This is a genomic window from Gilliamella sp. wkB7 (assembly GCF_001693435.1).
GTDB classification, from domain to species: domain Bacteria; phylum Pseudomonadota; class Gammaproteobacteria; order Enterobacterales; family Orbaceae; genus Gilliamella; species Gilliamella apicola_N.
Map to the genome: position 1 here is coordinate 1,814,854 of NZ_CM004509.1, position 21,737 is coordinate 1,836,590.

At 37.2% G+C, this 21,737-nt stretch carries 34 protein-coding genes; 27 read left to right on the forward strand and 7 right to left on the reverse strand.

The annotated features are described in order from the left end of the window. Positions 1-12: 12 nt before the first annotated feature. The 24 genes from rplB to rplQ all read left to right on the forward strand — a co-directional run bounded on the left by rplB (position 13) and on the right by rplQ (position 11,849). Positions 13-837 carry a 50S ribosomal protein L2 gene (gene rplB, locus A9G17_RS07940; protein ID WP_025314386.1) on the forward strand — a complete coding sequence of 275 codons (825 nt, stop codon included), beginning with the start codon at positions 13-15 and terminating at the stop codon, positions 835-837. Between the two features lie 19 nt (positions 838-856). After that, positions 857-1,135, forward strand: a complete 279-nt coding sequence (gene rpsS / locus A9G17_RS07945) for a 30S ribosomal protein S19 (protein WP_024496505.1) — start codon at positions 857-859, stop codon at positions 1,133-1,135. A 13-nt stretch (positions 1,136-1,148) separates the two neighbouring features. Further along, positions 1,149-1,481, forward strand: coding sequence for a 50S ribosomal protein L22 (gene rplV, locus A9G17_RS07950; RefSeq protein ID WP_025314387.1), 333 nt, complete (start codon positions 1,149-1,151; stop codon positions 1,479-1,481). 14 nt (positions 1,482-1,495) lie between these two features. Further along, the gene (gene rpsC / locus A9G17_RS07955; protein ID WP_025314388.1) at positions 1,496-2,233 is read left to right on the forward strand and encodes a 30S ribosomal protein S3; all 738 of its coding nucleotides are present in this window, start codon (positions 1,496-1,498) and stop codon (positions 2,231-2,233) included. Positions 2,234-2,245: 12 nt separating this feature from the next. Beyond that, complete coding sequence (gene rplP, locus A9G17_RS07960; protein WP_025314389.1) at positions 2,246-2,656, forward strand: 50S ribosomal protein L16; 411 nt, start codon at positions 2,246-2,248, stop codon at positions 2,654-2,656. Continuing rightward, positions 2,657-2,848 carry a 50S ribosomal protein L29 gene (gene rpmC / locus A9G17_RS07965; RefSeq protein WP_025314390.1) on the forward strand — a complete coding sequence of 64 codons (192 nt, stop codon included), beginning with the start codon at positions 2,657-2,659 and terminating at the stop codon, positions 2,846-2,848. A gap of 1 nt (position 2,849) precedes the next feature. Beyond that, a complete protein-coding gene (rpsQ, locus tag A9G17_RS07970; protein ID WP_025314391.1) occupies positions 2,850-3,110 on the forward strand; it encodes a 30S ribosomal protein S17 in 261 nt (86 codons plus the stop codon). 194 nt (positions 3,111-3,304) lie between these two features. Continuing rightward, positions 3,305-3,676, forward strand: coding sequence for a 50S ribosomal protein L14 (rplN, locus tag A9G17_RS07975; RefSeq protein ID WP_025314392.1), 372 nt, complete (start codon positions 3,305-3,307; stop codon positions 3,674-3,676). A 10-nt stretch (positions 3,677-3,686) separates the two neighbouring features. Beyond that, on the forward strand, positions 3,687-4,001 hold the full coding sequence (rplX, locus tag A9G17_RS07980) for a 50S ribosomal protein L24 (RefSeq protein ID WP_065738253.1): 315 nt from the start codon (positions 3,687-3,689) through the stop codon (positions 3,999-4,001). 17 nt (positions 4,002-4,018) lie between these two features. Then, a complete protein-coding gene (rplE, locus tag A9G17_RS07985; protein WP_025314394.1) occupies positions 4,019-4,558 on the forward strand; it encodes a 50S ribosomal protein L5 in 540 nt (179 codons plus the stop codon). A gap of 11 nt (positions 4,559-4,569) precedes the next feature. Then, the gene (gene rpsN / locus A9G17_RS07990; RefSeq protein ID WP_025314395.1) at positions 4,570-4,875 is read left to right on the forward strand and encodes a 30S ribosomal protein S14; all 306 of its coding nucleotides are present in this window, start codon (positions 4,570-4,572) and stop codon (positions 4,873-4,875) included. Positions 4,876-4,892: 17 nt separating this feature from the next. Next, complete coding sequence (gene rpsH, locus A9G17_RS07995) at positions 4,893-5,285, forward strand: 30S ribosomal protein S8 (RefSeq protein ID WP_039129274.1); 393 nt, start codon at positions 4,893-4,895, stop codon at positions 5,283-5,285. Between the two features lie 11 nt (positions 5,286-5,296). Beyond that, positions 5,297-5,830: a 50S ribosomal protein L6 gene (gene rplF, locus A9G17_RS08000; protein ID WP_065738254.1), complete on the forward strand. Its 534-nt coding sequence runs from the start codon at positions 5,297-5,299 to the stop codon at positions 5,828-5,830. Positions 5,831-5,839: 9 nt separating this feature from the next. Beyond that, positions 5,840-6,193 (forward strand): 50S ribosomal protein L18, encoded by a 354-nt coding sequence (rplR, locus tag A9G17_RS08005; protein ID WP_025314398.1) that lies wholly within the window; start codon positions 5,840-5,842, stop codon positions 6,191-6,193. 14 nt (positions 6,194-6,207) lie between these two features. After that, positions 6,208-6,708, forward strand: coding sequence for a 30S ribosomal protein S5 (rpsE, locus tag A9G17_RS08010; protein ID WP_025314399.1), 501 nt, complete (start codon positions 6,208-6,210; stop codon positions 6,706-6,708). Positions 6,709-6,714: 6 nt separating this feature from the next. Continuing rightward, the gene (rpmD, locus tag A9G17_RS08015; RefSeq protein WP_025314400.1) at positions 6,715-6,894 is read left to right on the forward strand and encodes a 50S ribosomal protein L30; all 180 of its coding nucleotides are present in this window, start codon (positions 6,715-6,717) and stop codon (positions 6,892-6,894) included. A gap of 5 nt (positions 6,895-6,899) precedes the next feature. After that, positions 6,900-7,334, forward strand: a complete 435-nt coding sequence (rplO, locus tag A9G17_RS08020) for a 50S ribosomal protein L15 (protein WP_039127711.1) — start codon at positions 6,900-6,902, stop codon at positions 7,332-7,334. Positions 7,335-7,342: 8 nt separating this feature from the next. After that, a complete protein-coding gene (gene secY, locus A9G17_RS08025) occupies positions 7,343-8,683 on the forward strand; it encodes a preprotein translocase subunit SecY (protein ID WP_065738255.1) in 1,341 nt (446 codons plus the stop codon). A gap of 26 nt (positions 8,684-8,709) precedes the next feature. Further along, positions 8,710-8,823, forward strand: coding sequence for a 50S ribosomal protein L36 (gene rpmJ / locus A9G17_RS08030; RefSeq protein WP_025314403.1), 114 nt, complete (start codon positions 8,710-8,712; stop codon positions 8,821-8,823). A gap of 169 nt (positions 8,824-8,992) precedes the next feature. Then, positions 8,993-9,349: a 30S ribosomal protein S13 gene (gene rpsM, locus A9G17_RS08035; protein WP_025314404.1), complete on the forward strand. Its 357-nt coding sequence runs from the start codon at positions 8,993-8,995 to the stop codon at positions 9,347-9,349. Between the two features lie 15 nt (positions 9,350-9,364). Next, positions 9,365-9,754: a 30S ribosomal protein S11 gene (gene rpsK, locus A9G17_RS08040; RefSeq protein ID WP_025314405.1), complete on the forward strand. Its 390-nt coding sequence runs from the start codon at positions 9,365-9,367 to the stop codon at positions 9,752-9,754. Positions 9,755-9,796: 42 nt separating this feature from the next. Continuing rightward, positions 9,797-10,417, forward strand: coding sequence for a 30S ribosomal protein S4 (rpsD, locus tag A9G17_RS08045; protein ID WP_025314406.1), 621 nt, complete (start codon positions 9,797-9,799; stop codon positions 10,415-10,417). 25 nt (positions 10,418-10,442) lie between these two features. Continuing rightward, positions 10,443-11,432, forward strand: a complete 990-nt coding sequence (locus A9G17_RS08050) for a DNA-directed RNA polymerase subunit alpha (protein WP_065738256.1) — start codon at positions 10,443-10,445, stop codon at positions 11,430-11,432. A gap of 27 nt (positions 11,433-11,459) precedes the next feature. Then, complete coding sequence (gene rplQ, locus A9G17_RS08055; protein WP_025314408.1) at positions 11,460-11,849, forward strand: 50S ribosomal protein L17; 390 nt, start codon at positions 11,460-11,462, stop codon at positions 11,847-11,849. 168 nt (positions 11,850-12,017) lie between these two features. Here rplQ and A9G17_RS08060 read toward each other — a convergent pair whose 3' ends face one another. The 3 genes from A9G17_RS08060 to slyD all read right to left on the reverse strand — a co-directional run bounded on the left by A9G17_RS08060 (position 12,018) and on the right by slyD (position 13,680). After that, positions 12,018-12,221, reverse strand: coding sequence for a SlyX family protein (locus tag A9G17_RS08060; RefSeq protein ID WP_025314409.1), 204 nt, complete (start codon positions 12,219-12,221; stop codon positions 12,018-12,020). A 51-nt stretch (positions 12,222-12,272) separates the two neighbouring features. Further along, entirely contained in the window at positions 12,273-12,944 is a 672-nt protein-coding gene (gene radC, locus A9G17_RS08065) for a RadC family protein (protein WP_065738257.1), read from the reverse strand. Between the two features lie 166 nt (positions 12,945-13,110). Continuing rightward, positions 13,111-13,680 (reverse strand): peptidylprolyl isomerase, encoded by a 570-nt coding sequence (slyD, locus tag A9G17_RS08070; protein ID WP_065738258.1) that lies wholly within the window; start codon positions 13,678-13,680, stop codon positions 13,111-13,113. Positions 13,681-14,013: 333 nt separating this feature from the next. Between slyD and ppnP the strand changes: the two genes are divergently transcribed. Beyond that, complete coding sequence (gene ppnP / locus A9G17_RS08075; protein WP_065738259.1) at positions 14,014-14,307, forward strand: pyrimidine/purine nucleoside phosphorylase; 294 nt, start codon at positions 14,014-14,016, stop codon at positions 14,305-14,307. A gap of 149 nt (positions 14,308-14,456) precedes the next feature. Here the strand turns inward: ppnP and fabI are convergent, their stop codons facing one another. Next, entirely contained in the window at positions 14,457-15,245 is a 789-nt protein-coding gene (gene fabI, locus A9G17_RS08080) for an enoyl-ACP reductase FabI (RefSeq protein WP_065738260.1), read from the reverse strand. A gap of 193 nt (positions 15,246-15,438) precedes the next feature. Here fabI and tehB point away from each other — a divergent pair, with 193 nt between their 5' ends. After that, positions 15,439-16,299 carry an SAM-dependent methyltransferase TehB gene (gene tehB, locus A9G17_RS08085; RefSeq protein WP_065738261.1) on the forward strand — a complete coding sequence of 287 codons (861 nt, stop codon included), beginning with the start codon at positions 15,439-15,441 and terminating at the stop codon, positions 16,297-16,299. A 43-nt stretch (positions 16,300-16,342) separates the two neighbouring features. On the opposite strand, the gene fmt is transcribed toward tehB, so the two are convergent. The 3 genes from fmt to A9G17_RS08100 all read right to left on the reverse strand — a co-directional run bounded on the left by fmt (position 16,343) and on the right by A9G17_RS08100 (position 19,742). Continuing rightward, complete coding sequence (gene fmt, locus A9G17_RS08090; protein WP_065738262.1) at positions 16,343-17,308, reverse strand: methionyl-tRNA formyltransferase; 966 nt, start codon at positions 17,306-17,308, stop codon at positions 16,343-16,345. 140 nt (positions 17,309-17,448) lie between these two features. Beyond that, on the reverse strand, positions 17,449-17,751 hold the full coding sequence (locus A9G17_RS08095; protein ID WP_065738263.1) for a hypothetical protein: 303 nt from the start codon (positions 17,749-17,751) through the stop codon (positions 17,449-17,451). A gap of 113 nt (positions 17,752-17,864) precedes the next feature. Then, positions 17,865-19,742 (reverse strand): SLC13 family permease, encoded by a 1,878-nt coding sequence (locus tag A9G17_RS08100; RefSeq protein ID WP_065738264.1) that lies wholly within the window; start codon positions 19,740-19,742, stop codon positions 17,865-17,867. Between the two features lie 250 nt (positions 19,743-19,992). Here A9G17_RS08100 and A9G17_RS08105 point away from each other — a divergent pair, with 250 nt between their 5' ends. Further along, entirely contained in the window at positions 19,993-21,714 is a 1,722-nt protein-coding gene (locus A9G17_RS08105) for a thiamine pyrophosphate-dependent enzyme (RefSeq protein ID WP_065738265.1), read from the forward strand. Positions 21,715-21,737 lie beyond the last annotated feature (23 nt).

A 21,737-nucleotide genomic window follows, 5' to 3' on the forward strand; every position in this document is an offset into this window, starting at 1 on the left:
GGAGTAAGAACAATGGCAGTTGTTAAGTGTAAACCTACATCTCCGGGTCGTCGCCACGTTGTTAAAGTGGTTAACCCAGAGTTGCATAAAGGTAAGCCTTATGCACCGTTGCTTGATTCAAAAAGCAAAACTGGTGGTCGCAATAATAATGGTCGTATCACTACCCGTCATATCGGTGGTGGTCATAAACAACATTATCGTATTGTTGACTTTAAGCGTAATAAAGATGGTATTCCAGCAGTTGTTGAACGTTTGGAATATGATCCAAACCGTAGTGCAAATATTGCATTGGTTTTATATAAAGACGGTGAACGTCGTTATATTTTAGCGCCTAAAGGCTTAAAAGCAGGTGATCAGATCCAATCTGGTGTTGATGCATCAATTAAAACAGGTAACTGTTTACCGATGCGCAATATTCCAGTCGGTTCTACCGTGCATAATATTGAAATGAAACCAGGTAAAGGCGGACAACTTGCTCGCTCTGCTGGTAGTTATGTTCAAATCGTTGCGCGTGATGGTGCTTATGTAACATTACGTCTACGTTCAGGTGAAATGCGTAAAGTGTTATCTGATTGCCGAGCCACCATTGGTGAAGTTGGTAACTCAGAACATATGCTTCGCGTATTAGGTAAAGCGGGTGCAGCGCGTTGGCGTGGTGTTCGTCCTACTGTTCGTGGTACAGCAATGAACCCGGTAGACCATCCACATGGTGGTGGTGAAGGTCGTAACTTTGGTAAACATCCTGTGTCTCCATGGGGTCAAAAAGCCAAAGGATTGAAAACGCGTAGCAACAAACGTACTGATAAGTATATTGTTCGCCGTCGCAATAAGAAATAATTAATATAGAGGATTAGCTATGCCACGTTCTCTCAAGAAGGGTCCTTTTATTGACCTACACTTGCTGAAGAAGGTAGAGAAAGCGGTGGAAAGCGGGGACAAGAAACCAATTCGTACTTGGTCCCGTCGTTCAACGATCTTTCCTAATATGATCGGTTTGACCATCGCTGTCCATAATGGTCGTCAGCACGTTCCAGTTTATGTTTCCGACGAAATGGTTGGTCATAAATTGGGTGAATTCGCGCCGACTCGTACTTATCGCGGCCACGCGGCTGATAAGAAAGCTAAGAAGAAATAAGTAGGAGAAAGAGATGGAAACAATTGCAAAGTATCGCCACGCTCGTTCTTCTGCGCAAAAAGTTCGCTTAGTTGCAGATCTTATTCGCGGTAAGAATGTGTCTCAGGCACTTGATATTTTAACGTACACCAATAAAAAAGCGGCTGTACTTGTTAAAAAAGTATTAGAATCTGCTATTGCTAATGCAGAGCATAACGATGGTGCTGATATTGATGATCTAAAAGTTGCGAAAATTTTCGTAGATGAAGGCCCAACCATGAAGCGTATTATGCCTCGTGCGAAAGGTCGTGCAGATCGAATTTTGAAGCGTACGAGTCACATCACCGTGATCGTCTCAGATCGCTAGGCTGGAGAATAGCAATGGGTCAAAAAGTAAATCCAAATGGTATCCGACTAGGCATCGTCAAGCCTTGGACATCTACATGGTATTCGGGTACAAAGACATTCGCTGATAATTTAGAAAGTGATTTTAGAGTGCGTGAATTCTTGAACAAAGAATTAGCACAAGCATCAATCTCTAAGATTGTAATCGATCGTTCAGCAGAAACTAACGTTCGCATTACTATTCACACTGCTCGTCCAGGTATTGTGATTGGTAAAAAAGGTGAGGACGTTGAAAAATTACGTAATGCCGTAGCTTCTATTGTCAATAAATATAAAGACAAGAGAGAAAAACGTGATGTTGCAGTACAAATTAATATTGCCGAAGTTCGTAAACCTGAACTTGATGCTAAATTAGTTGCTGACAGCATTACTTCTCAGTTAGAACGCCGTGTTATGTTCCGCCGAGCTATGAAACGTGCGGTTCAAAACGCAATGAAAGCGGGTGCTAAAGGTATCAAAGTTGAAGTAAGTGGTCGTTTAGGCGGCGCTGAAATCGCTCGTAGTGAATGGTATCGTGAAGGTCGAGTACCTTTACATACATTACGTGCTGACATCGACTATGGTTTGTCTGAAGCATTAACAACCTATGGTATTATTGGTGTTAAAGTGTGGATCTTCAAAGGTGAGATCCTTGGTGGTATGGCTGCCGTTGAACAAGCAGAGAAACAACCTGCTGCTCAACCGAAAAAGCAGCGCAAAGGCCGAAAACAATAAGGAGCGTCGCTGATGTTACAACCAAAGCGTACAAAATTCCGTAAAGTGCACAAGGGCCGCAATCGTGGTCTTGCTGTAAGTACTGACGTTAGTTTCGGTACATTCGGTCTTAAGGCTGTGGGTCGTGGTCGTTTGACTGCGCGCCAGATCGAAGCGGCACGTCGTGCAATGACTCGTGCAGTTAAGCGTCAAGGTAAAATCTGGATTCGAGTTTTCCCTGATAAACCAATTACTGAAAAACCACTTGAAGTGCGTATGGGTAAAGGTAAGGGTAACGTTGAATACTGGGTTGCTCAGATTCAACCAGGTAAAGTCCTTTATGAAATGGACGGAGTACCGGAAGAAGTTGCTCGTGAAGCATTTGCGTTGGCAGCTGCAAAACTGCCAATTAAAACCACCTTTGTGATTAAGACGGTGATGTAAATGAAAGCAAAAGAGCTACGCGAAAAAAGCGTTGAAGAGTTAAATACTGAACTTCTTAATTTATTACGTGAGCAATTTAACTTACGTATGCAATTATCTGGGGGTCAGTTGAAACAGACTCATATGTTAAAACAAGTGCGTCGTAATATTGCACGAGTTAAAACGTTATTAACTGAGAAGGCGGGTGCGTAATATGACTACTGAAGTAAAAATTCGTACTCAGCAAGGTCGTGTTATTAGCGACAAAATGGATAAATCTATTACTGTAGCTATTGAACGTAAAGTGAAGCATCCGTTATATGGTAAGTTCATTAAACGTACGACTAAATTGCATGTACATGATGAAAACAACGAGTGTGGTATTGGTGATACTGTAGAAATTAAAGAGTGTCGTCCATTATCAAAAACTAAATCTTGGACTCTTGTTCGAATCGTTGAAAAAGCGGTTAGTTAATCTATTTGATTAAAAACTGCACATAATATAATAAACGGCTCGACGGCCGTTTATTTTATGCTATCCATTTTATTTGAGTGGTGTTATACTATGCGCCCTCACGTAAGTGGGTTTTTGGTTGTCTATTCTTATCCATGGAAGTTGAGGTGGATGAAGGTAGATTAGACAATAATTAATTTATACGGAGCATTAAAATGATCCAAGAACAGACTAGGCTAGATGTTGCCGATAACTCTGGCGCACGTAGCGTAATGTGTATCAAGGTTCTCGGTGGATCGCACCGTCGTTATGCAGCGGTAGGTGATATCATCAAAGTTACTATCAAAGAAGCAATTCCACGTGGTAAAGTTAAGAAAGGTGATGTACTTAAAGCTGTGGTAGTGCGTACTAGAAAAGGTGTTCGTCGCCCTGATGGATCTGTCATTCGTTTCGATCGTAATGCTTGTGTTATTTTAAATAATAACAGTGAGCAACCGATTGGTACGCGTATTTTTGGACCGGTCACTCGTGAACTTCGTTCTGAGAAGTTTATGAAGATCATTTCATTAGCACCAGAAGTACTGTAAGGAGCGGGTAATGGCAGCGAAAATCCGTCGAGAAGATGAAGTTATCGTGTTAACTGGTAAAGATAAAGGTAAACGCGGTAAAGTAAAAAGCGTTTTGTCTACAGGCAAAGTGATTGTTGAAGGTATTAATTTGGTGAAAAAACACCAAAAACCTGTACCTGCATTAAATCAAGATGGTGGAATTGTTGAGAAAGAAGCAGCTATTAATGTTTCTAACGTAGCAATTTTCAACCCAGCTACAGGCAAAGCAGATCGCGTAGGCTTTCGTATTGAAGACGGTAAAAAAGTCCGTTTTTATAAGTCTACTAATGAATTAATCAAATAAGTAATTTGGAGTGTACGATGGCGAAACTGCATGATTACTACAAAGCACAGGTAGTAAATAAACTGCAAGAACAGTTTGGCTACAAATCTGTCATGCAAGTCCCTCGGATCGAAAAGATCACCTTGAATATGGGTGTGGGTGAAGCAATTACTGATAAAAAATTATTAGATAATGCTGTTGCAGATTTAGCTGCAATCAGTGGTCAAAAACCACTAGTCACTAAAGCACGCAAATCAGTTGCTGGTTTTAAAATCCGTCAAGGGTATCCTATTGGTTGTAAAGTCACTTTACGTGGCGAACGCATGTGGGAATTTTTTGAACGTCTAGTTTATATTGCTCTTCCTCGTACTCGAGATTTTCGTGGTTTAAGCGCGAAATCTTTCGATGGTCGTGGTAACTATAGCATGGGTGTTCGTGAACAAATCGTTTTCCCTGAAATCGATTATGATAAAGTTGATCGTGTTCGTGGTTTAGATATTACTATCACTACTACTGCACAATCAGATGAAGAAGGCCGAGCTTTATTATCTGCCTTTAACTTCCCATTTCGTAAGTAAGGTAGGGCATAATGGCTAAACAATCAATGATTGAACGCGACAAAAAACGCGTAAAGCTAGCAGAAAAATATTTTGCAAAGCGTCAAGAATTAAAAGCGATTATCTCTGATCTTAATGCATCAGATGAAGATCGTTGGAATGCAGTGCTTAAATTGCAAACGCTTCCTCGTGATTCTAGTCCATCACGTCAACGTCGTCGTTGTCGTCAAACTGGTCGTCCTCATGGCGTCCTTCGTAAGTTTGGTTTAAGCCGTATTAAGGTTCGTGAATCAGCCATGCGTGGTGAGATTCCTGGTCTTAAAAAGGCAAGTTGGTAATCAGGGGAGTGTTATAGATGAGCATGCAAGATCCTATAGCAGATATGTTGACCCGTATTCGTAACGGTCAAGCTGCGAATAAAGTTGCAGTCACCATGCCTTCCTCTAAGCTAAAAGTGGCAATTGCCAATGTGCTAAAAGAAGAAGGTTATATCGGGGACTTTAAAATTGTTGGTGACACTAAGCCAGAATTGGAAATTACTTTAAAATATTTCCAAGGTAAAGCTGTTGTAGAAAGTATTAAACGTGTTAGCCGTCCAGGTTTACGTATTTATAAACGTAAAGATGAATTGCCAAAAGTTATGGCTGGACTAGGTATCGCAGTTGTTTCTACTTCTAAAGGTGTTATGACTGATCGTGCAGCACGCCAAGCAGGTCTTGGTGGTGAAATTATCTGCTACGTAGCGTAAGGGAGAAAAAAATGTCTCGTGTTGCAAAAGCACCTGTCGTTGTTCCTGCTGGCGTAGAGGTAAAACTCAATGGTCAGGTAATTACGATTAAAGGTAAAAATGGCGAGTTATCTCGCACAATAAATAATGCTGTTGTAATTAATCAAGAAGAAGGTCAAATTAAATTTGGTCCTCGTGATGGTTTTGCAGATGCTTGGGCTCAAGCTGGAACTGCACGTGCATTGGTTAACGCAATGGTTATTGGTGTTACTGAAGGTTTTACTAAAAAACTTCAGTTAGTTGGTGTCGGCTATCGTGCACAAGTTAAAGGTAATGCGATTGGTTTATCTCTTGGATATTCTCATCCAATTGAACATGAATTACCAGCTGGTGTAAAAGCTGAATGTCCTTCACAAACTGAAATCGTACTAACAAGTGCGGATAAACAGTTAATTGGACAAGTTGCAGCAGATATCCGTGCTTATCGTCGTCCTGAGCCTTATAAAGGTAAAGGTGTTCGTTACGCAGATGAAGTTGTGCGTACTAAAGAAGCTAAGAAAAAGTAAGGTAACACTATGGATAAGAAATCAGCTCGTATCCGTCGTGCAACTAAAGCGCGTCGCAAGATGCATGAACTACTTGCAACTCGCTTGGTGGTTCACCGCACTCCGCGTCATATTTATGCGCAGATTATCGCACCAAACGGATCAGAAGTACTGGCAGCAGCTTCTACGTTAGAAAAAGCTATCAGTGAAAGTTTAAAATACACTGGAAACAAAGATGCAGCGGCAGCAGTTGGTAAAGCAATTGCAGAACGTGCATTAGCGAAAGATATCAAAGAAGTTTCATTTGATCGTTCAGGTTTCCAATATCATGGTCGAGTTCAGGCGCTAGCAGATGCTGCTCGCGAAGCTGGCCTACAGTTCTAAGGTAGGAGTTAAAGATGTCAAACATCGAAAAACAAGCTGGTGAACTGCAGGAAAAATTAATCGCAGTTAACCGAGTTTCTAAAACCGTAAAAGGTGGTCGTATTTTTAGTTTTTCTGCACTAACAGTAGTTGGTGACGGTAATGGCCGCGTAGGTTTTGGATATGGTAAAGCACGTGAAGTGCCTGCAGCAATCCAAAAAGCAATGGAAAAAGCACGTCGTAATATGATTAATGTTGCTTTAAATAACGATACTTTACAGCATCCAGTTAAAGGTGCTCATACTGGGTCTCGTGTTTATATGCAACCAGCATCAGAAGGTACTGGTATCATCGCTGGTGGTGCAATGCGCGCTGTTTTAGAAGTTGCAGGAGTTCGTAACGTTCTAGCTAAAGCATATGGTTCAACTAACCCAATTAATGTGGTTCGTGCGACGATTGATGGCTTAGAAAATATGAAATCACCAGAAATGGTTGCTGCTAAACGTGGTAAAACCGTCGAAGAAATTTTGGGGTAATTAGCCATGGCAAAAACAATTAAAATTACACAAACTCGTAGTTCTATTGGTCGTCTACCGAAGCATAAAGCAACGTTAGTTGGTCTAGGATTACGTCGTATTGGTCATACTGTTGAGCGTGAGGATACTCCTGCGATTCGCGGTATGGTAAACCAAGTTTATTACATGGTTAAAGTTGAGGAGTAATAGTAATGCGTTTAAATACTTTATCTCCTGCTGAAGGTTCAAAGCATGCACCTAAACGTGTAGGTCGAGGCATTGGTTCTGGATTAGGTAAAACTGGTACTCGTGGTATTAAAGGTCAAAAATCTCGTTCAGGTGGTGGCGTACGTCGCGGCTTTGAAGGTGGTCAAATGCCTTTATATCGTCGTTTACCAAAATTTGGTTTTACCTCACGTAAAGCTCAAGTTACAGCTCAAGTTCGTCTTTCAGATTTAATGAAAGTTGAAGGTGATATTGTTGACCTAAATAGCTTAAAAGTCGCTAATGTGATTAATTCACAAATCGAGTACGCAAAAATTATGTTATCTGGTGAAGTAACTAAACCTGTAACTGTTCGCGGTATTCGAGTGACTAAAGGTGCTAAAGCTGCAATTGAAGCTGCTGGCGGAAAAATTGAGGAATAATTAGAAAGATGGCAAAGCAACCAGGATTAGATTTTCAAAGTACACGAGGCGGTAGCGGCGAGCTTAAAAGACGTTTATTATTTGTGCTTTTAGCGCTTATTGTTTTCCGTCTTGGTTCTTACGTTCCGGTTCCTGGTATTGATACTAAAGCGTTATCGGACTTACTAGAACAAGCATCATCTAATGGTATTGTAGGTATGTTCAACATGTTCTCTGGTGGTGCTTTAAGCCGTGCTTCGATTTTTGCTTTAGGGATAATGCCTTATATTTCTGCATCAATTATTGTGCAATTATTAACGGCCATTAGCCCTAAACTTGCAGAATTGAAGAAAGAAGGTGAGTCAGGTCGTAAGAAAATTAGTCAGTACACTCGTTACGGCACATTGGCTTTGGCGATGATACAAGCTGTTGGTATTGCGACTGGTTTACCTAATATTCCTGGTTATGGTCAAGTGGTCATTGATCCAGGATTTTCTTTCTATTTTATTGCATCGGTTAGCTTAGTTACTGGCACTATGTTTCTTATGTGGTTGGGTGAACAGATCACGGAACGCGGTGTAGGTAATGGTATTTCAATCATTATCTTTGCTGGTATCGTTGCAGGTCTTCCTCATGCAATCTATGAAACGATTGAACAAGCTCGTTCTGGTTCATTGCATCCGATTTTATTATTAGTCGTGGCAGCATTAGTGGTTGGTGTGACTTATTTTGTTGTATTTGTTGAACGTGGTCAACGTCGTATCGTTGTCAATTATGCTCAACGTCAACAAGGTCGTAGAGTTTATGCGGCACAAAGCACACATTTACCATTAAAAATCAATATGGCAGGCGTTATCCCTGCAATATTTGCTTCAACAATTGTTATGTTACCATCAATGATGGCTTCTTGGTTTCAAGGAGATGGTGAAGGATGGAGATATATCATTGTTCTTATCGGACAATACTTCTCTCATGATCAACCATTATATATAATCTTTTTTGCAGCAGCGATTATCTTCTTTTGTTTCTTTTATACGGCGTTGGTTTTCAACCCAAGAGAGACAGCAGATCAGCTAAAAAAATCTGGTGCATTTATTCCAGGTATCCGTCCAGGTGAACAAACATCTAAATATATCGACAAAGTAATGACTCGTTTAACGCTGGTTGGCGCAATCTACATTACTTTTGTATGTTTGGTTCCAATGTTTATGACAAGTGCAATGAAAGTTCCGGTTCAATTTGGTGGAACTTCTTTATTAATTGTGGTTGTTGTAATCATGGATTTTATGGCACAAGTACAGACTTTAATGATGCCGAATCGTTATGAGTCAGTGTTAAAGAAAGCGAACCTTAAAGGCTACGGCCGATAAGTTAGCCAGAAGTTACGGAGAAAAACATGAAAGTTCGTGCTTCAGTCAAGAAATTATGCAGAAATTGTAAAATCATTAAACGTAATGGCATTGTTCGTGTTATTTGCGTTGAAGGTAAACATAAACAACGTCAAGGCTAATTATTTGGTTGCGAAGTTGTAACTTTTGCATATTTTACTTGCCAAAGTATAGTAAAGCTGGCTAGAATAGCCAGCCTAAATTTATTTGTAAAATCGCTGTTTGAGTATCCTGAAAACGGGCTTTTCAGTATAGTGATTTTACTAAACATTAACAATAAAGGAGTGCATAGTGGCCCGTATAGCAGGCATTAACATTCCTGATCAGCAACATGCTGTAATTGCATTACAAGCAATTTATGGTATTGGAAATACCCGCGCTAAGACAATTTGTGCTGAAGCTGGTATTCCAGAACATGTTAAGATCAGAGAACTATCTGAAGATCAGATTGAAAAGTTACGTGAACAAGTCGCTAAATTCACAGTTGAAGGTGATTTGCGTCGTGAAGTAACTATGAGTATCAAGCGTTTATTAGACCTTGGTTGTTATCGTGGCATGCGTCACCGTCGTGGACTTCCGGTTCGTGGTCAACGCACTAAGACTAACGCTCGTACCCGTAAGGGACCGCGTAAGCCAATCAAGAAATAATTGAGGTATAATTAAATGGCAAAGACACCTGTTCGTACACGTAAACGTGTTAAAAAGCAAGTTTCTGATGGTATAGCTCATATTCATGCATCATTTAACAATACAATCGTAACTATTACCGATCGTCAAGGTAATGCGTTGGGTTGGGCAACCGCTGGTGGTTCTGGTTTCCGTGGCTCTCGTAAGTCAACACCTTTTGCAGCTCAAGTAGCAGCAGAACGTTGTGCTGAAGCCGTCAAAGATTACGGAATCAAGAATCTGGAAGTTATGGTAAAAGGACCTGGTCCTGGTCGTGAGTCAACAATTCGTGCATTAAATGCAGCGGGTTATCGCATCACTAATATTACTGATGTTACTCCGATTCCTCATAACGGTTGTCGTCCACCAAAGAAACGTCGTGTTTAATTTTGTTAAACATTGAATGTTTAGGATTATTGGAGAAATAAAATGGCAAGATATTTGGGACCAAAGCTCAAATTAAGTCGTCGTGAAGGTACAGATTTATTCCTTAAATCTGGAGTCCGAGCGGTTGATAGTAAATGTAAATTAGAACAAGCTCCTGGACAACATGGTGCGCGTAAACCGCGTTTATCAGATTATGGTGTTCAGTTACGTGAGAAACAAAAAGTTAGACGTATTTATGGAATCTTAGAACGTCAATTCCGTAATTATTACAAAAATGCTGCGCGTATTAAAGGCAATACCGGGGAAAACCTACTTGGTCTTTTAGAGCGTCGTTTAGATAACGTTGTTTATCGTATGGGATTTGGTGCAACTCGTGCTGAAGCTCGTCAATTAGTTAGTCATAAAGCTGTCCTTGTTAATGGTCAGGTAGTGAACATTGCTTCTTATCAGGTTTCACCAGAAGATGTAATTAGTGTTCGCGAAAAATCAAAAAAACAAGCACGTATTAAAGCCGCTTTAGAGTTAGCTGAACAACGTGAAAAACCAACATGGTTAGAAGTTGATGCTAGCAAAATGGAAGGTGTATTTAAACGCTTACCAGAACGTTCAGATTTATCTGCTGACATCAACGAACATTTGATCGTCGAACTTTACTCTAAGTAAAGTTTAGCACTTAAGAGAGGACATAATGCAGGGTTCTGTAACAGAGTTTTTAAAACCTCACCTAGTTGATGTTGTTCAATACAGTCAAACTCATGCTAAAGTGACTTTAGAGCCACTTGAGCGTGGTTTTGGTCATACTTTAGGTAATGCACTACGCCGCATTTTATTATCATCTATGCCGGGACATGCAGTAACCGAAGTTGAAATTGACGGTGTTCTGCATGAGTACAGTACTAAAGAAGGCGTTCAAGAAGATGTGCTTGATATTTTGCTTAATTTAAAAAAATTAGCGGTTCGAGTGCATAATAAAGATGATGTTATGCTGACTTTAAATAAATCAGGTATTGGTGCTGTAACTGCATCAGATATCACTCACGATGGTGATGTTGAAATTGTTAATCCTGATTTAGTAATTTGTCATCTTACTGATGCCAATGCTTCAATTAGTATGCGTATTCGTGTACAACGAGGACGTGGTTATGTCCCTGCTTCTGCTCGTGTCAAGTCAGAAGATGAAGATCGACCAATTGGTCGTTTGTTAGTTGACGCATGTTATAGTCCTGTTGAGCGTATCGCTTATTCTGTCGATGCTGCTCGTGTGGAACAGCGTACAGATTTAGACAAACTTGTTATCGATATGGAAACAAATGGTACTATCGATCCTGAAGAGTCTATCCGTCGTGCATCAACAATTTTGGCTGAACAACTTGAAGCTTTCGTTGATCTACGTGATGTACGTCAACCTGAAGTTAAAGAAGATAAACCGGAGTTCGATCCAATTCTTTTACGTCCAGTAGATGATTTGGAATTAACCGTTCGGTCTGCTAATTGCTTAAAAGCAGAAGCAGTTCATTATATTGGTGATTTAGTGCAACGTACTGAAGTTGAGTTGCTTAAAACTCCTAATCTTGGTAAGAAATCACTTACTGAAATTAAGGATGTGCTCGCATCTCGTGGTTTATCTTTAGGCATGCGTCTTGAGAATTGGCCACCAGCAAGTATTGTTGAAGACTAAGATAAAATTTATAAGAAGGATAAAGTTATGCGCCATCGTAAAAGTGGTCGTCAACTGAACCGAAATAGCAGCCATCGTCAAGCAATGTTTCGTAACATGACTAGTTCACTTGTTGAACATGAAATCATCAAAACTACATTGCCTAAAGCAAAAGAGTTGCGTCGTGTTGTTGAACCGTTAATTACGCTAGCCAAAAGCGATAGCGTAGCTAATCGCCGTTTGGCATTTGCTCGTATCCGTGATAAAGATACAGTGAAAAAATTATTTTCAGATTTAGGTCCACGTTTTGCTACCCGTCCAGGCGGTTATGTACGTATTCTTAAATGTGGTTTCCGTGATGGAGATAATGCTCCAATGGCTTATATTGAATTAGTTGATCGCCCTGCGGTAGAAGAAGCAGAAGCAGCAGCTGAGTAATTATAAAATCATTGTGTACAAAAACCGGCTATATGCCGGTTTTTTATTAGTAAAATAAATTTTCCGTTTTATAAGAGATTTAATTCTTAAGTAATGACTTATTAACTTTATTATTGAGTTTTGAGTTATAAATTAAAAGGGAATCACTATAAGATACAGCAATATACATTAATAGTGTGGCGGTGGAGTCTCTTCAGACAAGCTAGCAATATTTGATACTTGTGTTGCTTGAAGTTTTTGCGACAATAATGTTAATTGTTCTTTAAGTTTACTGATATCAGATTGTAGATTAACCACCATCTGATTTAATTCTTCAATGGTCATTTCTTGAAATGCAACTTTTGTTTCTAGTAATTCTAATTGATGTTTCATAAAGTGTTTTTGTGGATTCTATTCAATTTTTCATATTGTAAGCAAAAAGACCTATGAAATCCATCCTCGTTCGGCAAAAGAGACGTATTCCCCCTTACCTATTACAAGATGATCAACAATTCGGATATCAATTAATTCACAAACTTGCTCTATTTTTTGAGTTAATATACGATCTGCTTGACTTGGTTCAGCCATCCCAGATGGATGATTATGCGCTAAAATCAAACCCGCAGCATTATGTTGCAATGCTCGTCTAGCAACTTCTCGTGGATGCACTTCGACACAATTATAAGTACCAATAAACATTTCTTCAGATGTAATTACTTGATTTTGATTATTTAAAAAAACTACCATAAAAATCTCTCGATCTTTATTTGCTAGTCGACTAGCTAAGTAATGATGAGTTAAGGATGGTGAAGAAAGAAAGTTCTCGTTTGCCATTTTAACTTTAAGGTATCGGTGTGAAAGTTCAATGACTGCTTTTAATTGTGTGTATTTTACTGTCCCTAATCCATTTTTTTTACAAAATTCACTATGGCTTGCATTAATTAAATTATACAAAGAACCAAATTCACTTAATAATTTTTGCGATAACTGTAAAACAGGTAAGTTACGTGTACCAGTACGTAAAAATAACGCTAGTAATTCAGCATCACTTAATGTTTCTACTCCAAATTTCAAAAGCTTTTCTCTGGGCATTAATGTTGTGGGTATTGAAGACATAATACAATTCCTATTATTCAAAACTGAATTATTAATGGAATAATAGATAAGATAAAATAATCAGTAGAAATATTATGAGTTATTTCACAAAAAAATGAGAAAATTTGCACCATACAAAAAAAGCGCCTAATGGCGCTTTAGAATATTATAATCGTTATCGAAAAAATCAATGACAACCACAACCACCGTGACCACCACCACAACAACCTTGATTATCATCTTCTTCGTGATCGTGTCCACCACAGCCACAACCGCTATGTCCATGATCGTGACCATGTTCACCATGAATATGTCCATGAGCAATTTCTTCTTCTGTTGCTTCACGGATAGCTAATACTTCACCAGTAAACTTCAAATCTTGACCTGCTAACATATGATTGCCATCGATAGTGATATTATCTCCATCAATTGCTGTTATTTCCACTGGTAGCGGTCCATGCTGAGTATCAGCAAAAAAGCGCATACCAACTTCTAATTCATCTACACCAACAAAAACATCTCGTGGAACATTTTGTACAAGTGCATCATTAAAATCACCATAAGCATTAATTAGCTCAACATCAAATTTATCACCGATTTGACGACCTTCTAATGCTTTTTCAAAATCTGGTAATAAGTTTTCTGCTCCATGCAAATATTCACAAGGTGCGACTTTAGTTGCTTCATCAACCAATACACCATCTTTAGTTCGAACTTGAAAAGCTAAACTGACAACTTTATTTTTTGCTATTTTCATTTTTTCTCCAATAAACTTTTATTGAGCAAATTAAGGTAGATTTTAACGGAAAAAATCTAATCTGTATGCTATTTTCTTCTGAAAAAATTTGAGGTGAAAATTAGAAGATTCCTTTTGAATCTTCAGTAAGATTTTTTTAAAAAGCGATACTTAAATTGGTTAATATTTGTAATATGTCTACTAATATTTTATATTGTTTTGTATAAATCTGTCATTGCTAAATTAAAGTTATTCTGTTTTAGAAATTAATCATTCATAGTTGTAATTAAATAATTTATAGATAACTTATTTAATTAAAAATTTGAAACTAACTAAAAATGATAAGGAGTGATTGTGTTAAATATAAATCAATATTTTAATGGTAAAGTGCAGTCCATTGGTTTTCAAAATGCCTCTCTTGGCCAAGCTTCTATTGGAGTAATGTTACCTGGTGAGTATATTTTTAGCACCGACAAACCAGAAGAAATGACCGTGATTACTGGTTCATTAAAAGTACTATTACCTACAGCAAAGGATTGGCGGATTTTTGAAGTAGGGCAGGTTTTCCATATCGCAGGAGAAAGCCAATTTGATGTTGTAGTTGTAGAGCCTACTGCTTATTTGTGCCGATATTTAGCAAAATATTAAATTTTCCATAATATTTTGGCAATATTCGATTTATCAGTTTTAGTTATTGATACGAATAAATATAACCGATAATCCATTTTATTAGCAGATTTTAATTTTACTACGAAATACTCTCCCGTAATTTCACGGGAGAATAATGGTGTTAGGAACTATTTAAGTTCTAACTCATTCATTGCTGCGATACTAAATCCGCCATCGACGTGTACCACTTCACCAGTAATTCCTGATGCAAGGTCTGAACATAAAAAGGCTGCTGAATTACCAACATCTTCAGTTGTTACGGTACGACGAATAGGAGTAACCGATTCGCAGTGAGATAACATTTTTTTGAAGTCTTTAATGCCTGATGCGGCAAGTGTACGAATTGGGCCTGCTGAAATTGCGTTAACACGTACTCCTTCTGGTCCCATGGCGTTTGCCATATAACGAACATTTGCTTCAAGTGAAGCTTTAGCTAATCCCATTACATTATAGTTAGGAATTGCGCGTTCAGCACCAAGATACGAAAGTGTTACTAATGCTGAATTTGGATTTAACATTGATCGACATGCTTTTGCCATAGCAACAAAGCTATAAGAACTAATATCATGTGCGATAGCAAACCCTTGACGCGTAACCGCATTAACATAATCACCATCTAATTGGTCACCAGGAGCAAAAGCGATTGCATGTACAAATCCATCAAATTTGTCCCATGTTTTTGCTAATTCAGTAAAAAGTTCAGTGATGCTTTCATCATGTGACACATCACATGGTAAGACGATTTTAGAACCAAAATCCGCTGCAAACTCTTCAACGCGTGTTTTTAATTTATCATTTTGATAAGTAAAAGCTAATTCAGCTCCTTCACGATGCATAGCTTGTGCAATACCATAAGCAATAGAACGATTACTAGCAACACCAGTAACTAGTATGCGCTTACCTACTAAAAATCCCATAATTTTTCCTCTAATATTTTTGCTATATAGTTTAGGATAGTTATGATTATATGTTGATAAAGTTAACTTCGCCACAAAAATTCATTTTTTAATTGGTTGTTTTCAGTTCCATAGCTTAAAACAAGTGTTGTTAATTTTATTAATAGTTGACTATAATAGTAAACTATTGTCGTTTGTAGATGGTGAAATTATTATGGAAAATTTAGTTTGTTATAAAACGTTACCTGTTTGGAATGTTAAAACACTACCACAAATGTTTTGCGAACAACACAATACTCAAGTTGGAACATGGGCAAAATTGACACTCATTGCTGGTTATTTAGATTTTGAGTTATTAACTGAACAAGGTGAAGTTTTAACTCGGCACCATTACGATATACAACACCAACCCCCATTTATCACACCTCAGCAATGGCATCGCATTGCTGAAGTATCCGATGATTTACAATGTCAATTAACTTTTTATTGTCAACCCGAAGACTATACTCATAAAAAGTATCAAATGACAAAAACACATTCTGAAGTAATATCTGCTTGCCATATTGTACCAGTTGGAAAAGCACTCGATCTTGGTTGTGGTTCTGGACGTAATTCACTATATTTACAGCTGTTAGGGTTTGATGTTGATGCAGTTGATAAATCCGAATTAAGTATAAATAATTTAGAGCAAATTATTAATAGTGAGCATTTATCTCGCATTAATGCTGATGTTTATGATATTAACCAAGCTAATTTACAAGGTGAATATGATTTCATTATTTCTACTGTAGTTATGATGTTTTTGCAATCAGACCGAATTGCAGACATTATTGATAATATGCAATTAGTTACTAAATCAGGTGGATATAATTTAATTGTTTGTGCTATGTCGACTAAAGATTATCCTTGTCAGGTCGGATTTTCATTCACATTTAAAGAGAAAGAATTGCTTCATTACTATCAAAATTGGGATATTTTAAAGTATAACGAAGATGTTGGTGAATTACACAAAACGGATATTTATGGTAATCGAATTAAATTAAGATTTGCTACACTTTTAGCTAAAAAACGATAAATATTACAGGATAGCATCCCGTAATATTAATATATTTAAATTGTTATTCGTTTACATTGAGTCTTTCACCAACCTCAAACCAAGCTTTACGAGAATTTAATAGATCTTGTGCTGACATAGGTTTTTTACCCGCAGGTTGTAGCAGTGTCATATTTAATGCTCCTTCACTGGTTGCAATACAAATTCCAGTTTTATCTGCCTGCAAAATGGTACCAACAGGTTTATTGTGATTAATTGCAATAGCTTGTGCTTGCCATACTTTAACCAATTCACTATTAACTTCAAAATAACTTACAGGCCAAGGATTAAAGGCTCGTACACAACGCTCAAGTTGCTGGGCAGAAAGATGCCAATCTAATTTGGCTTCTTGCTTTGATAGTTTTTTAGCATAAGTCGTTTGCGAAGGATCTTGTTTTTCAGGATGAATATTGCCTTCGCTGATTAAATCTAGTGTTTTGAGTAATGCTTGTGGACCAAGTTTAGCCAATTTATCGTATAATGAAGCGCTTGTATCAGTTGGTTCAATGTTACAGTTTAGTTTATATAACATATCACCAGTATCAAGGCCCGCATCCATTTGCATAATGGTTATACCAGTTTGTTTATCACCAGCCCAACAAGCTCGTTGAATTGGGGCTGCTCCACGCCATCTTGGTAATAACGAACCATGCACATTTAAGCAGCCAAGTTTTGGCGTATCTAAAACTGATTGTGGCAAAATCAATCCATAAGCTACAACAATCATAATATCAGCATTAAGATCACTAATGATTTTTTGATCTTCTGATGATTTAAGCGTTGCCGGTTGATAAATCGGAAGATTATTTTCTAACGCCAATTGTTTAACCGGACTGGCTGTTACTTTGTTGCCACGACCAGCAGGACGGTCAGGTTGTGTGAAAACTGCAATCACATTATGATTAGAGTCAATTAATGCTTTTAAATGAGTGGCTGCAAAGTCAGGCGTACCGGCAAAAATAATATTTAACGGTTTAGTTGTCTGTTGCATAAGTTTTATATCCATAATAAAAAATAATGATTATAGTTGAAATTTCGTTGAGAATCTTTAAACAAAAAAGGTGCCATTATTTATTACTGAAAGCACCTTATTATCATATAGGGTTGTATTGTATAAAATTAGTAGCAAAATTATAAAGGTAGGTTACGTTTAATCATTGCTTCTTTATAGGTATCGAAAACTTTATGTTGCAATTTTAAACCATATTGATAAAAGATCCCAAATATAAAAAATGCCCACATTGTATTATCTTGATTTTTTTTGGACATATTGTAGTTTTTTGTTAATTCCTCATCGCTCATTTCTCCTGATTCAACAAGTTTTATAATTCTTTGGCAATAAAGCTTATTCATAAGTCCAACAAATGTTGCTAAACCGATAAAAATAGCGGCAACAACGATAAGAGCCATAATAGTTTGTATGATATCACTCATTTTTTAATACCTTTATCTTCCTATAATTCAATTAATTATTTTTAATAATATATTTTTCAACCAATAAATTTTAACAAAACGTTTGTTATAAGCAATCAAAACATCATTAATTTTTAAAATGGAAAAAATATAGGTACTAGAGCAATGTCTACTACCATCACCAAAAATGTTAATGGTACGCCAACTTTAACAAAATCAATAAAACTGTATCCACCAGGCGCAACAACCATGGTTTTAACTGGCGAAGAAACAGGTGTAATAAATGATGCAGATGTTGCAATGGCGACAGTCATGGCAAAAGGATAAGGTGAATAATTAAATTTTACCGCTAAATCAATTGCGATTGGAGCAATCAAAATTGCAGTTGCAGTATTAGAAATAAATAACCCTACTGTTGAGCATAATAAAAAGATAAAGGTTAATACTATGTATGGACCAAAAGATCGTAGATGAATTTCTAGCCATTCAGATATTAGCGAAATTCCTCCCGTTTTATTTAAAGCTACAGCAAAAGGCATCATCCCAATAATTAAAATTAATGTTGGCCAATGAATGGATTTATAAGCATTGGCCATGTCAATACAACGAGTAGCTCCCATTAATAGACAGGCAATAAGTGCCGCAACTACATTTGGTACAATACCTGTAACCATCAATATAATCATTATCGCCAAATTTATTAAAGCTGCGGGGGCTTGTGAGCTTGCAGGAGCGATATCGTCAATATCTGCAGGGTAATCTAAGACCACAAAATCATTAGTACGTGTTTGCAGTTTTTGAATTGATCCCCAATCTCCACAGACCAATAATGTATCACTCATTTCTAAACGCTCTTGGAATAAGTTATTTGTTTCAACTGGAGCGTGATTGCGCCAAATGCCAATTACTGTTAGAAAGTATTTTCCTCTGAAATCTATTTCATTAAGTGTTTTACCACATAATGTTGATTCTGGTAGTAGTGCAACTTCGGCCATGCCAACTTCTTTAACTTGTTCAGAAAAATATTCACCGCGTAAAATTTTAGGTTCCAGATTATTTGTTGTCAGAAATGTTCGGTAATCGGCTTCTGAATGCGACATATCTAATAATAAGATATCATTTTCACGAAATTCGGTTGAACCATTTACTGGTATTAATACTTTATGAAATTTACGCCAACGTTCAATACCGATAACATTAACACCATGTTTAGTACGCAAGTGTAAACCATCAATAGTTCGTCCTACAAAAGGCGATCCGGCCAGTATTTGTGCGCGGTGAGCACGACCAATTAATTTATAGTCTCGAATTAAATCAGTTATTTTTCGTCTTTGTGGTTGAATATTAGTTGGTGTAACTTGTTCTGCAGTAAGCAACCAATTGCGTGTTAATATACAATAAATAACGCCAACAATTAAAACACCAATACCAATTGGCGTAATTGAGAAAAATCCAAACTCTTCAAGTGCGGCACGACTTAGTTCACTATTTACTACTAGATTGGGGGCGGTGGCAACCAATGTCATCATGCCACTAATTAAAGCTGCAATACAAAGAGGCATCATTAGTTTTTTAACATGAATACCTGTATGATTAGCAATACTAATAGCAACAGGAATAAAAATAGCAACAACGCCTGTTGAGCTCATCACTGAGCCAAGTAAAGCGACGCCTAACATGATACAAGTGATAATACGAATATCATTTTGGCCAGCTATTTTCAGAATATATTCGCTCATCTTGTATGAAATACCCGTTCTTACTAGGCTTTCACCAATAACAAAAAGTAGTGCGATTAAGATAATATTGGGGTCACTAAATCCAGATAGAGCTTCAGCAGGCGTTAACACACCTGTCATGGTGATAGCCGTAATGGTAAGTAGTGCAATTATGTCCATTCTTAACTTGCTAAGAGAAAATAAGATAATGGCAATAAATAGCAATATACAAACAACGATGAGAGGATAATATTGGGTTAAATAATCAGGCAAAAAAGCAGCAGTAAATGACATTAAGCCATGCTCAGATGACAAGTTTTTCACAAAAATAACTCAATGAAGTAGGTTTTATTTTATACATAATACCTTGATTTATTGTAATAGGGAATATTTTCTATTGCTGTTTATTTAACAATAATTGATCATTTATTACATATTTAACATTTTTTGCTATTTTTTTTATAACTCATTCGCTTTAACAAAACTTAGGTGTAATTTACTGAAATTAACTTATTCAACCGATAACCCTTGTTTAGGAGAGAATATGTCATCAAAGAAAACAGTTGCACAAATTATAGTTGATATTTTAGGTGAAGCAGGTGTTAAACATTGTTATGGTATTGTAGGCGACACATTAAATCAAATTACCTCCGCTATTAAAAAAAGTGATATTGAATGGGTTCATGTACGCCATGAAGAAGTTGGTGCTTTTGCTGCTGGAGCAGAAGCTTATCTTACCGATCAAATTACCGCTTGTGCTGGTTCTTGTGGACCCGGTAGTCTACATTTTATTAATGGTATTTATGAAGCACAAAGAAATAGAGTACCCGTTATTTTATTAGCGAGTCAGTTAATTACTTCGCAACAAGGAAACGATTTTCCACAAGAAGTTGATTTTGAATCAGTATATAAAAATTGTTCTGTATTTTGTCGGGAAATTAGTGATGCTACGCAAGTAAGAGAAATCACTACTGCGGCTATTCAAGCCGCTATTAATCAACGCGGTGTTGCGGTGTTGGTGATTCCTTATAATATTAGTTTAGAGAAAATAGAAGATAAATGTGGTCACAAGATTTACCATCCTAAACCAATAATACGCCCATCAGATAAAGAGTTGGCTGAAATTGCAGATATTATAAATAAAAATCAAAAAGTGACCATCTTTGCTGGTCAAGGTGTATATGATGCTCATAATGAGCTTATTACATTTGCCGAAAAAATAAAATCTCCTATTGTACATACCTCTAGAGGTAAAGATTTTGTTGAATATGATAATCCATATAATGTCGGTATGACTGGAATGTTTGGTGTTAAATCAGGAACGATGGCAATTAAAGAGTGTGAAGTTCTTATTCTGCTTGGTACTGATTTTGCATGGCCTCAATTTTATCCAAATAATGCCACAATTATTCAAATTGATATTGATGCAACTCACTTAGGACGACGTCATCCAGTAAATGTTGGTGTTGTTGGTAGCTGTAAACCAACTTTAGCTGCTTTGTTGCCTTTAGTTAACGAAAAGCATGATACTAAATTTTTAGAAACATGCCGAACATTGTATAGTAGTGCTATGAGTAAGTTGAATAAAAAAGCATTACCCTCCAAATCTACTATTCATCCCCAATATTTAACTGAATTAATTGATAAATATGCAACCGATGATGCTGTGCTTTGTGCCGATGTTGGTTCGGCTATGGTTTGGGCTTGTCGACACTTTAATACTAATGGCAAAAGACGAACTGTAATTAGTTTAAAACATGGCACCATGGCTAATGCTATGCCACAAGCTTTAGGTGTTCAAAAAGCGTTTCCTAATCGTCAAGTGATCACCTTATCAGGTGACGGTGGTATTAGTATGTTATTGGGCGATTTATTAACGACAATCCAAGAAAAATTACCGATAAAAATAATTGTACTTAATAATAGTTCACTTAACTTTGTAGAATTAGAACAAAAAGTAGAGGGTTTGGTTAATCACTATACTGATTTACAGAATCCAAATTTTGCCAAAGTAGCGGAATCGATGGGATTATTTTCAATAAGAGTTGATGATTCAGATTTACTTGAAGCTGCAATGCAAACATTTTTAACTCATAGTGGTCCAGCACTTTTGGATGTTAAAACCAGTACGGATGAACTTGTTATGCCCCCTGAAATAAAGGCTTCGCAAGTTATGGGGATGGCACTTTACAGTGTGAAAGCTTCTTTGAGTGGGAAAATAGGTGATGTAATGAATTTATTGGTTGATAACTTTATTAAAAAATAATTTATAAAGTTATTATTAATAAT